The following is a 17,381-nucleotide window of genomic DNA, read 5'->3' on the forward strand; positions in this document are numbered from 1 at the left end:
TCAGGCCCGGTCGGCGTGCGCCAAGACGTTGGTCAGGACGTGGCCGATGCGGGCGAGGGCGGATTCAGAGGTCATGCGCCAGTGCGTGGCCTGGACGGCGTGGTTGTGCACGATGCCGTCGACAACGTCGGACCAGCTGGCCGCACCGGTGGCCCCGGTGGGGTCGTCGAGTGCGGCGGTGAAGTAGACGAGATTGCCTTTATAGGGCCGTGGCCGGTAGCGGGTGATGAGCTCCAACGAGTGCGTACCCGCGTCGAGGAGACGGCCGAGGCGGTCGAATCCGAAGGAGGCGAACGGCTCCGGGAGTTCGGCGATGCGACTGGCGAGTTGGGTGCGATCGAGTTCGGTGTCGGCGTCGTCGGCTTGTTCGCCGAGTAGCCCGCCGAGCAGATCGGCCAGCGGTACCGTCGCCGTCTCGTCCACCGTGATGTGCAGCGGGCTGTCCATCATGGCCAGCAGCGCGACATGGTGGCCCTGGCCCTGCAATTGGTTCGCGACGGCGTGCGCAAGCACACCGCCCAGTGACCAGCCGAGCAGATGGTAGGGGCCCTCCGGCTGTACCGCGCGGATCTCGCGAGCATAGTGCGCGGCCCAGTCCTCGATGGAATCCGGCAGCGCCGCCGCCGAATTCAGCACCGGGGACTGGATACCGTAGATGCCGCGCTGCGGATCGATATGTGCGGCAAGACCGGCGAACGACCAGGCCACGCCGCCGACCGGGTGGATGCAGAACAGCGGTTCCCGAGAACCCCCGGGGCGCAGCGGCAGTAGCACATCGAAGGCCGCCTGAGCGTCGACGCGACCACGGCCGCGGCGGTGCGATTCCAACTGCGTGATCAGGTCCGCGGGCGTCGGCGCGGCGAACAGCCAGACTACCGGGATCTGTTCGGCGAGTGCGGTACTCAGCTGGGTTGCCAGTCGAGTGGCCAGAAGCGAATTGCCGCCGTATTCGAAGAAGTTGTCGTCCATGCCGATTCGCTGGACCGCCAATACTTCCGCGAAGACGGTGCAGACCAGCAGCTCCAACTCGGTTTCAGGAACCCGGAACGCTGGGGTGCCCAACTCGGGCTCGGGTAGTGCGGTCCGGTCGACCTTGCCGTTGGCGTTGAGCGGCAGGGCGGACAGTTGGATCAGCACCGGCGGAACCATGTAGCTGGGCAGGGTTTCGGTCAGCGCGGAGCGCAGCGCATTCGGATCGATCGGCTCGGTGGCGGTGAAGTACCCGACCAGCAGGTCACCGCGATGGGCGAGGACGACGGCGTCGGCAACCATTGGACGCGAGCGCAGCGCGTGCTCGATTTCGGCGAGCTCGATGCGGTAGCCGCGTACCTTCACCTGGAAGTCGCGGCGCTCTACGTATTCGAGATTGCCGTCGGCACCCCAGCGGACCATATCGCCGGTTCGATACAGCCGGGTGCCCGGTGCGCCGAATAGGTTGGCCACGAACCGTTCCGCGCTCAGGTCGGGCCGGCCGTGATAGCCGCGGGCCAGCTGTGCGCCGCCCAGGTATAGCTCACCGGTCACGCCCGTCGGCACCGGATGCAGCCGGTCGTCGAGCACGTAGACCTGATTTCCGGATCCCGGTGTGCCGATAGGAACCACCGTCTGGCGGATACCGGCGCCGGTACGGAATCGGGTCACCGAGACCGCCGCCTCGGTGGGGCCGTATAGGTTATCGATGCGGGCGGCGGTACATGCGCCGATTCGGTCTACCGTCGCGGCGGGCAGTGCCTCGCCGATGACGAGCAGTCGCCGCAGCGATCTCGGCAGTCGCTGATCACCGCGGATCTCGGCCAACATGGCCAGCAGCGATGGCACCAGCATCACGGTGGTGACCGAGGCGCCCCGGATCAGATCGATCACGCTGGCCGGATCACGTTGCGCGCCTTGCGGTGCCAGCACCACTCGGGCACCGGCGCGCAATGCCCACCAGAACTCCCAGACTGATAGATCGAAGGCCGCCGAGGTCATCAGTAGTGTGGCGTCGTCGGTGTCGAGCGCGTATTCCGATTGCAGCCAATCCAACTGGTGTGCGATGGCGGCGTGCGGGATAGCGACGCCCTTCGGGGTTCCGGTCGATCCCGAGGTGAAGATGACATAGGCGGTGTGCGCGGGAGTCAGCGTGGTCCGCCGCTCCGCCGCACGGATCGGACTGCCGTCGAGAACCCCGGCGGCAATCGAGATATCCAGCACCACATCGTGATCCGCCACCGACTCGGGCAGCATGGGCCGCTCGGCCGAGGTCAGCACCAGCGCGGGTGCGGCGGCGGCGAGTACGCTCGTGGTGCGGTCGAGCGGATGGGCCGGATCGAGCGGAACATACGCACCGCCCGCCGTCACCACCGCGTACATCGCGACCAACAGTTCGATGCTGCGTGGAATCGCCAGGGCCACTAGTGATTCCGGGCCGATGCCGCGGCCGATGAGTGCGCGGGCGAGCCGGTTCACCCGCGCGGCGAACTGGCCGTAGGTGACCGTTACGGCGTCATCGACGATTGCCACCGCATCGGGCGTCTCGGCGACCTGTGCTTCGAAAGCGGCGATGAGGGTGGCCGGAGTGGATTCGTATTCGGTCCGGTTCCAGGACACCAGCATCCGGTCGCGTTCGGCGGTGTCCAGCAGCGCCAGATCCCCGACCGGCACCCGCGGTTCGGCGCAGATGGCGGTCAGCAGGCGTTGCAGTCGTCCGGCGAAGCCGGCGACCGTGGCGTCGTCGAATAGCGCGGTCGCGTAGGTGATCGATGCGGCCATACCCGCCGCATGCCCATCCTGGTCATACCTGTCGGTGACGACCAGATGCAGGTCGAATTGCGATACCTCGGAGTCGAAATCGGCCGCCGTGGCGGTCAATCCGTCCAGCGCGAAGTGCGCCTCTGCCTGGTTGTGAAAGGAGAAGCCGACTTGAAACAGTGGATGCCGCGCGGTCGATCGCTCCGGATTCAGCACCTCCACCAGGCGCTCGAACGGTACGTCGGCATGGGAGAAGGCGGCGACATCCGCGGTGCGGACCCGATCCAGGAGTTCGGTGAAGCCGGTGGCCGTATCGACTCGGGTGCGCAGCACCAGGGTATTGACGAACATGCCGACCACATCGTCGAGTTCGGCCGCGCCACGGCCCGCGACCGGGGTTCCGACGGCGATATCCGGTGCGCCGGACAGGCGGGCCAACAGTACGGCGAAGGCGGCATGCACGACCATAAACAGTGTCGCTCCGGAGTTCCGGCCCAAATCCGCCAGCCGCGCCTGTAGGTCGGCGTCGATGGTGAAATCGATGTGGCGGCCGCGGGTGGCGACGATGGCGGGTCGGGGACGGTCGGTCGGGAGGGTGAGTTGTGCGGGTAGTCCGGTGAGAGTTTCGGTCCAGAACCGGAGTTGCCGGGAGATCAGCGAATCCGGATCGTCTTCGCTGCCGAGCAGATCGCGTTGCCAGCGGCTGTAATCCGCGTATTGCACCGGCAGTGGAGTCCATTCCGGCGCGACACCGTGTTTGCGTGCGGCGTAGGCGGTCATCACGTCACGCGCCAGCGGGACCAATGACGAGCCGTCCGCGGCAATGTGGTGCACGACCACGACCAGCACATGTTCGACGATGGCGGTCGGGCCGCTCACCGAACGGAACAGCCTGGCGCGCAAGGGAACCGAGTCCGTGACATCGAATCCGCCGCCGACGAAGTCGGCGACCGCCGAGGACAGATCATCGATGGGTACCGAAATGGGTGCCAGCACCGGCGCTCCCGCCTCGGCCATCGGCAAAACCACTTGTACCGGACCGGTTTCGTGCTGCGGGTATACAGTGCGCAGCACTTCGTGACGTTCGACCACATCGGTGATGGCCGCATTGAGTGCCGGAATATCGAGATCGCCGGTGAGCCGCACCGCCAGCGGAATGTTGTAGGCGGTGGACTCGCGGTCGAGGCGGTTGAGGAGCCACATGCGCTGCTGGGCCAGCGAGAGCGGGACCAGGTCGGTGCTGGTGCGCCGGGTCAGTCTCGGACGTGGGCGCAGTGGCTCGGCGGTATCGAGGGCCGCCGCCAAGGCCGATACCGTCGAGTTCTCGAAGACGAGTCGCACACCGACCGAAGTGTCGAATCGTGCGCTCAGGCGCGCAACCAATTGTGTTGCGGTCAACGAGTTTCCACCGACGGCAAAGAAATCGTCATCGAGGCCGACCGCCGCGAGGCCCAGTACTTCGGCGAAGACCTCGGCCACGATCTGTTCGGCAGCGGTCTCTGGAGCGCGGAAGATCGCGGTGCGGAACTCGGGTGCGGGCAGTGCCTTGCGATCCAGCTTGCCGACCGGCGTCAGCGGGATCTCGTCGAGGACCATGATGGCGGCGGGCACCATATAGGCGGCCAGTGAGCGCGCGGCGAAGGCGGTGAGCTCCGCGGTATCGATCGCCCGGTCGGCTACCACATACGTGACCAGGGAAACGGTTCCCGTGGCATCGGTATGCCCGATGGTCACGGCGAATTCGACGCTCTCATGGGCCGCGAGCACCGCATCGATCTCGCCGAGTTCGATGCGCAGACCGCGCACCTTCACCTGATGGTCGGCGCGTCCGACGTACTGGATGGCGCCGGATGCGGTCCAGCGCACCAGATCACCGGTCCGGTACAGACGTCCGCCCACGGGACCATAGGGATCGGCGATGAAACGATCCGCGGTAAGTGCCGGCCGTGCATGATATCCGCGAGCCAGACCCGGACCGCGCAAGTACAGTTCGCCGGTCACCCCGTCCGGGACGGGTTGCAATCGAGTATCGAGCACCACCGCGGACATGCCGTGAATGGTGGTGCCCATATCGAATTCGCCGGGCCGAAGCGGTGCGCTGATAGTGGTGATGATCGTTGTCTCGGTCGGGCCGTAGGCGTTGTAGAAGCCACGTCCGGTTCCCCAGCGCCGCACCACATCCGGACCGTAGGACTCGCCGCCGACGCTCAGGTGGGTGAGTTCGGGTAGTTCGTTCGGATCCAGTGTTTGCAGCACAGCCGGGGTGATGAAGGCGTGAGTCACCCGTTGTTCCCGGATAAGCGCCGTCAATTCGGCGCCACCGTAGCTGCCCGCGGGTGCGATTACCAGTGCGGCCCCGGCGGGCAGGGCGAGCAGGAGCTCGAGCATCGCGGCGTCGAAGCTCGGTGATGCCACGTGCAGGACCCGGGATGTCGCCGTGACCTGATAGCGATCCCGCTGTGCCCGCGCGACGCCCGCGAGTCCGCCGTGGGTGGCCACCACACCCTTCGGAGTGCCGGTCGAACCCGAGGTGTAGATCATCCAGGCGGGATTGGCCACGCACACCGGACGCGTCAGCTCGCCGGGAGTCAGGGGTGCCGCGCTCGAATGCCGCATACGGGCCGCCGTGGTCGGTGCGTCGAGTATCAGCCATTCGGCGGTGCCGGGCAGCGCAGGGCGGCATGTGGTCAGCGTGAGGCCCACCGTGGCACCGGAATCCGACAGCATGTGTGCGATGCGATCCGCCGGGTAGGTCGGGTCGACGGGGACGAAGGCCGCACCGGTCTTGGCCACCGCCCAGACCGCGAGCATGGATTCCGCCGAACGTGGGATGGCCACGGCGACGAAATCCTCGGCACCGATACCGTGGCCGATGAGCATTCTCGCCAGACGGGACGATTGTTCGTCCAGTGCGCGATAGGTCAACTGACCGTCATCCGAAATCAGCGCTGGCGCATCGGGATTCAGTACAACCGCAGCGGCCATCAGCTCGACGAGGGTCTGCGGCGGCACCGGTTCACCGCCCCGCCTGCCGAGCAGTTCGGCGCGTTCGGCCGGAGACAGCATATCGATCGCGCCGACCGGCACGGACGGCTGCGCTGTGAGTGTGCCGAGGACGCGGACGAATCGCCGAAGCAGTCCGGCGGCGGTCGATTCAACGAAAAGGTCCGTCGCGTAGTCGAGTTCGATCGCGAAATGCCCATTGGCATCCAGTTCCGCCGCGACGGTGAACTGGAGATCGAATCGCGCGACCGGTTCATCGAATTCGACAGGCGTCAGCTCCAGGCCCGGCAGCGTGAATTCCGCCGCACCGGTATTCAGATAGCTCAGCGCGACGGTGAACAGCGGATGCCTGGACTGCGAGCGCTCGATGCCGAGTTCATCGACGACGCGTTCGAATGGGACGGTCGCATGAGCGTATGCGGCCAGATCCGTCGCTCTTGTCTCGTTGAGCAGATCGGCGAACGAGCGGGCCGGGTCCGGATATGTGCGCAGCACCAGCGTGTTCACGAACATGCCGATCAGGTCGTCCAATGCCGCCGTGCCGCGGCCTGCGACCGGGGTGCCGATGGCGATATCACCGGAACCCGACAGCCGCGACAGCAATACGGCGAGTGCGGCGTGCACCACCATGAAGGGCGTCGCATTGTGCCGCGCGGCAAGTTCCTGAATACGGGCCCCGACACCACCGCCGACGCGGGCGCGCACCGCGGCGCCGCGCTTGGACGCGATGGCAGGGCGTGGCCGATCGGTCGGCAATGCCAGCTCTTGCGGCAGATCGCGCAGAGCTTCGGTCCAGTAGGTGAGTTGTTCGGCCGCAACCGAATCCAGCTCCGCCGTCTGCCAAAGCGCGTAATCGGCGTACTGTGCGGCGAGTTCCGGCCAGACCGGAACGCTGCCGACGACTCGGGACAGATAGGCCGACAACAGGTCTCGCAGCAGCGGGCCCATCGAATACCCGTCCGCCGCAATGTGGTGCAACACCGCGACGAGCACATGGCTGGTCGCGTGCTCGCGCAGCAGTATCGCGCGCACCGGCACCCCGGCAGTGATATCGAAACCAGCGCTGAGGAATTCGGCGATGCGCTCGGCCAGCGGCCCGGCCGGTGTCTCGATCGTTAGCGACACCGGAGCGGGTTCGGCGGGCAGGATCACCTGGTATCCGATGCCATTCGCATCGGCCGGATACACCGTGCGCAACACCTCGTGTCGAGCGATCACATCCGTGAACGCGGCACCCAGCGCGGCCTCGTCCAGCTCGCCCCGGATGTGCACCGCGACCGGAATATTGTGGGCGGCCGAGTCCGGATCGAGCCGGTTGAGGAACCACATACCGCGCTGTACCGGTGCCAGCGGTATCCGCTCGGGGCGCGGCCCGGCGATCAGTGGTACGACCTGGTCGGCCGCGTCCGCTCGGGCGGCCAAGCGGGCCGCGAACGCGTGCACGGTGGGTGCCTCGAACAGCAACCGCACGGGCAGGCGACCGAGCCGCTCGCCGAGCCGGGCCAGGACCCGGGTGGCGATCAGTGAGTTGCCACCCAGGTCGAAGAAGTTGTCGTCGGCACCGATCGGCGACCGTGCCAGTACGGCCTCGAAGGCCGCGGCCACCAGCCGTTCGGCCGGCGTGATCGGCGCACGATAGGCCGAGCCGTCGAATATCGGCTCCGGCAATGCTTTTCGGTCCAATTTGCCGGACGTGTTGAGCGGGAAGGCGGCCAGCACGATGATCGCCGATGGCACCATGTACGACGGCAACGCACCCACCGCCGCCGCCGTAACGGCCACGCGGAGGTCGCTTTCGTCCTGCGCATCGCTGACCACATACCCGACGAGCTGATCGCCGGTAGGCGTGAGGACCACGCGGGCTGCGGCCTGCGCAACACCGGGCACGGCCGCGAGCACTGCCTCGATCTCGCCGAGTTCGATGCGCTGGCCACGGAACTTGACCTGGAAGTCCGTGCGGCCCAGGTACACCAGTTCGGCAGTGACGCCACTGGTGTCCCAGCGCACCAGATCTCCGGTGCGATACATGCGCTCACCGGCAGGTCCGAATGGATTGGCGACGAAGCGATCCGCCGTCAGATCGGGCCTGCCGTGATAGCCGCGGGCGAGTTGGGTGCCGGCGAGATACAACTCCCCCGTGACCCCGGGCAATGTCGGTCGCAACCGGGCATCCAGCACGTATACCCGGCTGTTCCATTCCGGATTGCCGATCGGCATGACGGTGCGGTCGATTTCCCCCGTGACATCGCGGTAGGTGATGCTCACCGCGGCCTCGGTCGGGCCGTAGAGGTTGTGCAGGCGCGCGGAACTCACCACACCGAAGGCACGGACCGTTTCGGCGGGCAGTGCCTCGCCGATCGCGAATACCGTGCGCAACGTGTCGAGATCGGCACGTGCTCCGGTGGTTTCGACATGCCCGGCGAAGGCACTCAACATCGACGGCACGAAATCGGTGATAGTGACACCGAATTCGCCGATTGCCGCCGCAAGATAGCTCGGATCGCGATGGCCGTCCGGAGCGGCCAGCACCAGCGTCGCACCGATGCGCAGCGGCAGGAAGTAACCCCACAGTGAGACATCGAAGGTGGTCGCCGTCTTCTGCAGGTACACGTCTTCGGCGGTCAGCCGGTACTGCGACTGCATCCAGGTCATCTGGTTGACGATCGCGGCGTGGGAAACGCTGACACCCTTGGGTTTTCCGGTGGAACCCGAGGTGAAGATCACGTAGGCCGGGTTCTGCGGGTGGATCGGTGCGCTCCGCTCATCGACCGCGATCGGATCGCCGGCATAGCCGTCGAGCGCGACACTGTCGACACATACTGTCGCACCGGCATATCCGTAGCCCTGCCGATCACGCTCGGTGGTGAGCAGTGCGATCGGTGCGGCGGTGTCGATGATGTGGGCGATGCGCTGTGCCGGATGGTCCGGGTCGATCGGAACATAAGCACCGCCCGCCTTGAGCACCGCGTATATCGCGACCACCAGATCGGTCGAACGCCGAATCGCCAATGCCACCAGCGACTCCGGGCCGACACCGGTCGCAATCAGATAGCGGGCGAGCCGGTTGGTGCTGCGGTCCAATTCGCCGTAGGTCATGGCGGTCCCGTCAGCCGCGCAGACCACGGCGATATCGTCGGGTGTCGCGGCGGCCTGTTGCTCGAATTCGTCGAGCAGCATTTCCGCGACGAACGCCGTGTGCGCGGAATCGTTCCACGCGGTCACCACCCGTTCCAGCTCATCGGTCCGGAATAGATCGATATCGCCGACCACCTGTTCCGGATCGTCGATCACCGCACCGAGCAGCCGAATGAGGCGTGCGCCGAAGGTCGTGATGGTCGATTCGTCGAAGAGGTCGGTGGCATAGGTGAGGCGCACCGCATCATCGGCGACGGTCAGTTGTAGATCGAACCGTGTTGTCTCGTAATCGATCTCGTGCTCGGCAACGGTGACGTCCGCCAGCTCCACCGATACGGGTGCGAGATTCTGGAAGAACAGCGCGATCTGGAACAGCGGGTGCCGCGCCTCGGAGCGCGGCGGATCCAATACCTCCACCAGTCGCTCGAACGGCACATCGGCATTGGCGAAGGCATCCAGGTCGCCGTCGCGGACGCGACGCAGGACGGTGGCGAAGGAGTCCGAACCCGCCACCTCGGTACGCAGCACCAGGGTGTTGACGAACATGCCGACGACATCGTCGAGCGCGGCGGCACCGCGGCCCGCGATCGGCGCGCCGATGGCAATGTCACCCAGGCCCGACAAGCGTGCGAGCAGGGTGGCCAGCGCCGCATGGACAACCATGAACGGGCTGATGTCGTATCGGGCGGCAATGGCGGCTATGCCGGCACGGATCGTGGCATCGAGCCCGATGGTGGTGCTTGCCGCGGCATGGCTGGCAGTGGCGGGGCGTGGCCGATCCGCAGGCAGATCGAGCTGAGCGGGCAACCCGGCGAGTACGTGGGTCCAATACCGCAACTGCTGTGTGGCCACCGATTCCGGATCGTCCTCGGCTCCGAGGATCTCGCGTTGCCAGAGTGCATAGTCCGCGTACTGCACCTGGAGTTCTGTCCACACCGGTGCGGTTCCTGCGGCGCGTGCCGCATACGCGGTGGCGATATCGCGGGCCAGTGGGGCCATGGAGAAGCCGTCTGCGGCAATGTGATGCACCACGAGGGCGAGCAGGTATTCACGATCCGACAGCGTGGCGAGGCCGACGCGTAGCGGTACCTCGGTTGTCACGTCGAAAGGTGTGGCAACCAGGTCCAGCAATGCCGCTGCGACATTCGCCGAATCCAGCTCGACAATGCCGGGCACGTGCGTGCGGTCCAGAATCCGTTGATATCCGGTGCCATCGACATCCGGGTATACGGTGCGCAGGGTTTCCTGCCTGGCGACCACGTCGGCCAGCGCGACAGCGAGCGCATCGGTGTCGATAGCTCCGGTGAGCCGCAGCGCGACCGGAATATTGCTCACGGTTTCGCCGGGGTCGAAGCTGTTGAGGAACCACATTCGTTGCTGTGCGGGTGAGAGCGGAATCAGGTCGGGACGTCGGCGCGGGGTGAGCTGCGGGCGATTGCCGGTGCCGGTGAGCCGGGCGGCGCGGGTGGCCAGTCCAGCGACGGTCGATGCCTCGAACACCATCCGCACGGGGACCTCGGCAGCCACAGCCGCACCGAGCCGAGCGGCCAACTGGGTGGCGATCAGGGAATTGCCGCCGAGTGCGAAGAAGTTGTCCTCGGCACCGATTCGGTCGATGCCGAGCAGTTCGCCCATGATTTCGGCAACGATCTGCTCGGTCTCGTTTGCCGGGGCACGGTAGCCCGCGGTCTCGAATACAGGGGCGGGCAGCGCGGTGCGGTCGAGCTTGCCGGAGGTATTGAGCGGAAGGGTAGCCAGTACGACGAAGGCCGCCGGCACCATATAGGCAGGCAGTGCGGCGTCCAGTTCCGCGCGAATGTCGTCGATATCGACCGCGGAGTCGGCGACCAGGTACGCCACCAGCTGATCGCCGAGTCGCTCATCGCCGCGCACCACGGCGACGGCCTGGTCGACGCTATCCAGTGCGGTGAGCGCGGATTCGATCTCACCGAGTTCGATCCGCAACCCGCGTAGCTTCACCTGGAAGTCGGTGCGGCCCAGGTACTCCAGCTCACCGTCGGCATGCCACCGGACGAGATCACCGGTTCGATACATCCGCTCCCCCACGCCACCATGGGGATTCGCGACGAAACGCGCCGCGGTCAGCTCCGGCCGGGCCACATAGCCGAGCGCCAATTGCGCACCGGCCAGGTACAACTCACCTGGCACACCCACCGGCACCGGACGCATCCGGGCATCCAGCACCAGCAATCGGGTATTGAATACCGGCTTGCCGATCGGCACCGACGTCACATCGGCATCGGTGACCTCATGCCAGGTGACATCGATCGCGGCCTCGGTCGGTCCGTACAGATTGTGCACGCGGGCACCGGTCAGCTCGCGCGCCCGCTGAGCGACGGGTGCGGGCAGCGCCTCACCGGAGGCGAATAACGCGCGCAGTGTGCCACATTCGCGCGCATGTGGTTCGGCAAGGAACACCGCGAGCATCGAGGGCACGAAGTGCGCGACGGTAATTCCTTCATCGATGATCAACCGCGCCAGATAGGCCGGATCCCGATGACCGTCGGGCCGTGCGATAACCAGCCGCACGCCGATCTGCAACGGCCAGAAGAACTCCCATACCGAGACATCGAAGGTCGCCGGGGTCTTCTGCAATACCGCGTCCGCGGCGTGCAGCCCGTACTCGGACTGCATCCACACCAGCCGGTTGACGATCGCGGCATGCGAGACCGCGACGCCCTTCGGACGGCCGGTCGAACCGGACGTGAAGATGACATACGCGGTGTGGCCCGGCAACAGCACGCCGAGCCGATCCATGGTGGTCAGCGGCGCGGGTGAATATCTCCTCAGATCGAGGCGATCGATCCGAACCTGGTGTGCCGCAACCATTTCCAGATCATTGTCCGACGTCAACACCCACACCGGCCGCGCTGTCTCGAGCACATATTCGATCCGCTCGGCCGGATGGTCGGGATCGAGCGGCAGGTACGCACCACCGGCAACAGTCACCGCGTACATGCCGACCACCATGTCGAGCGAGCGCCGCATGCCGAGCGCGACGACCGAATCCGGCCCGACACCATGCCCGACCAGCCAGCGCGCCAGGCGATGTACCCGGTCGGCGAACTCGGCATACGTCAGCGTCGCGTAGCGACTCGATGCGGGGTGGTGGCCGGGCGACAGGTCGGCCGGACTCCGAACCTCGAATGTCACCGCGGCCGCGTCGGGCGTACGCAGCACCTGTTCCTCGAACAGCGAAACCAGCGTCTGCGTGCTGTCCACCGAGAACGCGGTGTCGTTCCACCGATCGAGCAGGGACAGCTCGTTCCGATCCAGCAGCTCGATATCACCGACACGTACGGCGGGATCGGCCACGACGGCCTCGAGCAGGCGCACGAACCGGGCCGCGAATGATTCGACCGTGGCCCGGTCGAACAAATCCGTCGCATAGCGCATGACCGCACGCAGCGCGGTACCCTCGCCCGCCGCGTACTCGGCGAGTTCCAGCGCGAGATCGAACTGCGCGACCTGGTTGTCGATCGGATATGCGGCGACCTCGAGCCCGGGTAGGCGCAGCACCGTATCGTCGCGATGCTCGAAGGTGAGCAATGTCTGCACAATCGGCGAATGTGCCTGTGCGCGAACCGGATTCAGTTCGTCGACCAGTCGCTCGAACGGCAGATCGGCATGCGCGAAGGCCCGTACGTCGGTGGCACGCACCCGCCCGAGCAGCTCGGCGAAGGTCGCCTCGGCCCCCACCTCGGTACGCAGCACCAGGGTATTGACGAACATGCCGACCAGATCGTCCAGCGCCGCCTCGGCCCGACCGGCGACGGGGGTGCCGATCGCGATATCGTCCACGCGGGCCAGGCGGGCCAACAGTGCCGCGTAGGCGGCGTGCACCACCATGAACGACGACACCCCGTATTTACCTGCCAGCTCCGCGATCGCGGCGGTCAGCTCCGCGGTAACGGCGAACTCGACCGCGGCGCCACGGCCGGTCGCCACGGCGGGGCGCGGCCGATCGGCGGGCAATTCCAGTACCAGCGCGAGTCCGTCGAGTTCGGTGCGCCAATGCGCGATCTGGCGGGCCAGTACGGCGTCCGGATCGTCGGCCGAGCCGAGCACCTCGTGCTGCCACAGTGTGAAGTCCGCGTACTGGACCGGCAGTGGCTGCCACTGCGGTGCTGCGCCTGCGGTGCGTGCGCTGTACGCCACCATCAGATCCCGCGCCAGCGGGGCGGTCGAGACACCGTCGGCGGCGATGTGGTGCACCACAACGACAAGCACATGATTGTCGGAAGAAACCCGGAACAGCCTGGCCCGCACCGGTATCCGGGTGCGCAGATCGAACCCGATTCCGGCGATGCCGACAACCGCAGCGGCGAGGTCGGATTCGGCGATATCGACCCGCCACAGCTCCAATTCGGTCGCTTCGGTCAACACCACCTGCACGGGACCGATCTCGTCCGCGGGGAATACGGTGCGCAGCGATTCGTGCCGCGCGATGACATCACCCACGGCGGCCCGCAGGGCCGCTTCGTCCAACGCACCCGTCAGGCGAATGGTGATCGGTATGTTGTAGACGGCGGATTCCGGATCGAGCCGGTTCAGCAACCACATCCGAGTTTGTGCCAGCGACAACGGAATACGCTCCGGACGATCCCGTGCCACCAGGGCGGGGCGCGTGGTATCCGCGCGAGTCACCCGCAGTGCCAATTCGGCGACGGTCGGTGCTTCGAAGATCTCGCGCACGGTCAGTGCGCTACCGAAGGCGGCGTTCGCCCGTGCGACAAGGCGCATGGCCACGAGCGAATTACCGCCGCGCGCGAAGAAATCGTCATCCGCGCCGATCCGCACGCCGCCGATCAGATCCGCCATCAGTGCGGCGAGTACCGATTCGGTGCCTTCCTGCGGTGCGCGGTATCCCGTAGTGGTTCCGGCGACCTCTACTACCGGCAGCGTGGCGCGATCGAGTTTGCCGACCGTGGTGAGTGGCATCTCGTCGAGCACGACCAGCTGCGCGGGCACCATGTACCCGGGCAGCCGCGTACGCAACTGCGCGAGCACCGCGTCCGCGGACAGTTCCGCCCCACTGATATAGCCGACCAGGCAGTCGTGGCCGGCGGTGTCGCGCGTCGATATCACCGCGGCATTCGTTACGCCCGCCACGGCAACCAGCGCCGACTCGATTTCCCCGAGTTCGATCCGCTGACCACGCAATTTGATCTGGAAATCATTGCGGCCCAGGTAGATCAGATCGCCGCCGCGATTCCAGCGCACCAGATCGCCGGTGCGGTACATCAACCTGCCCGGCACACCGAATGGATCGGCCACGAAACGCTCAGCGGTCAATCCGGGGCGCCCGTGGTAACCGCGGGCCAGTTGGTCGCCCGCGAGATACAGCTCACCCGTGACACCGATCGGAACCGGCCGCAACCGTGCGTCCAGCACATAGGCGCGGGTGTTCCAGCACGGACGTCCGATGGCGATATCCCGGCCGGATTCGGCGTCGGCGTCGGTGAATTCGTGATAGATCGCCGAGATCGCCGCCTCGGTCGGGCCGTACGCATTGTGCACCGCGCCCCCGACGTGTACGCGAATCGACGCGAGCAGGTCCGGCGTAAGCGCCTCACCACCGCAGTGCAGATGGCGGAAGGAGCGCAGCGCGTCACCCATGCCCTCGCCGATGAGCGCCGCGAGTACCGACGGCACGTATTCGGCAATGGTGATCCGGTGTTCGCGCAGCAGTCCGGCGAAGTAGGCCAGGTCGAGATGGCCACCCGGACGGGCGATTACCAGCGGAGCACCGACCGCGATCGGTAGGAAGCACTCCCACACCGAGACATCGAAGGTGAGCGGGGCACGCTGCAGAATACGGTCGGCCGCGGTGACACCGTAGCGCGATTCGAGCCACCGCAGCTGATTCATGATGGCGCGGTGGGTAATCGCGACGCCCTTGGGTCGCCCGGTCGAGCCGGACGTGAACAGCACGTACGCCGTATTGTCGCGGCGCGCTGGCGCGGCGGCGATCGGCATGGCGTCGAAACCGCTGAGGTCGGTGAGATCGACAACGCGGATATCACCGAGGTCGGGCAATACCGCACCGCCGACGACCAACACCAGAGCCGGTGCGGCACTATCGATCACCTGCGCGATCCGGTCGGCCGGATGGGTCGGATCCAGGGGCAGGTAGGCACCGCCCGCGCGCACGATCGCGAATATCGCCACGAGCATGTCGGTCGACCGCAGCGCGGCGAGTCCGACGATTGTTTCCGGGCCGACACCCGCCGAAATGAGCCAACGCGCAAGGCGATTCACCCTGGTTTCGAATTCCGCGTAGGTCATCGAGGTGCCCTCGAAAACCACCGCGACGGCATCGGGTGTCGCGGCCACCCGGGCCGTCAGCAGATCGTCGAGGGTCTCGGCAGTCAGCGGCCACGCGGTGGCATTGCGATCCGACAGCAGCAGTCCGCGTTCAGCCATCGACATCAGCTCGACATCGCCGACGCGGGTTCGCACGTCACGCACCATGGCGCGCAGGACCCGCTCGAAACCAGCCAGGAACCCATCGACGGTTACCTCGTCGAAAAGGTCCAGCGCGTAATGCAGATGCACATCGATGCCGTCGGCCGCACCGTCGGCGTCGTAGCGGTCGGTCAGCGTCCAGTCCAGATCCAGCTGAATCGGCGCGGGTCCGATATCAAGGGCGGCAATATTCAAACGGTGCAGTTGGAAGTCCGGCGCGGCCTGGTTCTGCAGTGTCATCGCGACCTGATACAACGGCGCATGCGCCTGTGAACGAACGGGATTCACGACATCGACGAGCTGTTCGAACGGCACGGCGGCGTGGTCGAAGGCGGCCAGATCGGCGGTGCGGACCGTGGCCAAAAGCTCGCCGAGCGTGGCATCCGCGCGCACCTCGGTACGCAGGACCAAGGTATTGACGAACATGCCCACCAGCTCGTCCAGGGCTTCGTCACCGCGACCGGCGACCGGCGTACCGATGACGATATCGTCGCTCGCGCTCAGGCGGCTCAGCAGTACGGCGAGCGCGGCGTGCAGCACCATGAACGGGGTGACGCGATGTGCGGTCGCCAGGTCCTCTATGCCCTGGTGCAATACCCGATCCAGGCGACCAGTGATGGCACCGCCGCGGTTGGCGGCGACCGCGGGCCGTGGGCGGTCGGCAGGCAGCGTCAACACCTCGGGCACCCCCGCGAGCCGACCGGTCCAGTACCGCAGTTGATGGGCCAACACCGAACCCTTGTCGTCGGCATGTCCCAGTGCATTGCGCTGCCAGATCGCGAAGTCCGCGTACTGCACGGTCAGCGGACTCCACGCCGGTGCGACATCCGCGCAGCGGGCCACATAGGCGGTAGCCAAATCCCTGGTCAGCGGAGCGAAAGACCAGCCATCGGCGGCGATGTGATGCACGACGAACAGCAGCACGTGCAGCTGCTGACGGGACCCGCCGTCTTCGAGTCGCAGTAGCCGCACACGCAGCGGAACTTCGGTAGTGACATCGAATCCCGTCTGGGCGGCGGTCGCGATGAGTTCGGGTAACTCCGCCGCCGACACCGGACGAGCGACGAGTTCGACCAACCTGGTCCGGGCGGGCAGCACCACCTGCGTCGCGGCCCCATCGTGTTCGGGATAGATGGTGCGCAGTGTCTCGTGCTTGGCGATCACGTCCGCGATCGCACGTTCCAGCGCGGGCACATTCAGCACACCGGTGAGGCGCAGCGCGAACGGAATGTTGTATCCACCACTCGCGGAGTCGAATCGGTTCAGGAACCACATGCGCTGCTGGGCGATCGATAGCGGAATCGGCTCGTTGCGATCCTGAGCCGTCAATGGCGGCAGGGGCGGTGGTGCGGCCTCGACATCGACAGGCTGCTCGACCGTGATCCGACGCGCCAACTCGCGCACGGTCGGGGCGTCGAAGATGGTGCGCACGGGCACGTCCGCGCCGGTCGCCTTGGTGAGCCGGGCCGCGAGTTGGGTGGCGATGAGCGAATTGCCGCCGAGGGCGAAGAAGTCGTCATCCGCACCGACCCGGTCAACGCCGAGCAGCGCGGTGAACGTCTCGGCGACAAGGGATTCCGTGAGATCGCTCGGTGCGCGGTATTCGGTGGCGGCAAAAATTGGTGCGGGCAATGCCTTTCGGTCCAGCTTGCCGGAGGTTGTCACCGGAAAGTCGTCGAGCACCAGATAGGCCGACGGAACCAGATAGGCGGGCAGCCGGCGCGCGAGTTCGGCTCGAACGCGGTCGGTATCGAGTTCACCGTCCGCGACCAGGTAGGCGACCAGTTGGTCGCCGTGGTCGTGTTGAACCAGAACGACGGCCTGCACGATTGCGGCAATCGACAGCAATGCCGACTCGATCTCGCCGAGCTCGATGCGCAGGCCGCGAATCTTCACCTGGAAGTCGGCGCGGCCGAGGAATTCCAGCACACCACGGCCATCCGCCGTCGCTCGCCAGACGACCAGATCGCCGGTGCGATACATCCGATCACCGGCCGGACCGAATGGATCGGCCACGAAGCGCT

1 protein-coding gene (running past one end of the window) is annotated in these 17,381 nt (G+C 66.3%); it reads right to left on the reverse strand.

Annotated elements, in window-relative coordinates:
- Positions 1-17,381, reverse strand: the 3' portion of a protein-coding gene (locus tag AB0L63_RS03205; RefSeq protein ID WP_364493691.1) for a non-ribosomal peptide synthase/polyketide synthase. Its footprint extends 7,894 nt past the window's final position; 17,381 of the gene's 25,275 nt are visible here — the last part of the coding sequence; its start codon lies beyond the right edge, outside the window; the stop codon is at positions 1-3.

The organism is Nocardia sp. NPDC051990 (assembly GCF_040680755.1).
GTDB lineage: Bacteria > Actinomycetota > Actinomycetes > Mycobacteriales > Mycobacteriaceae > Nocardia.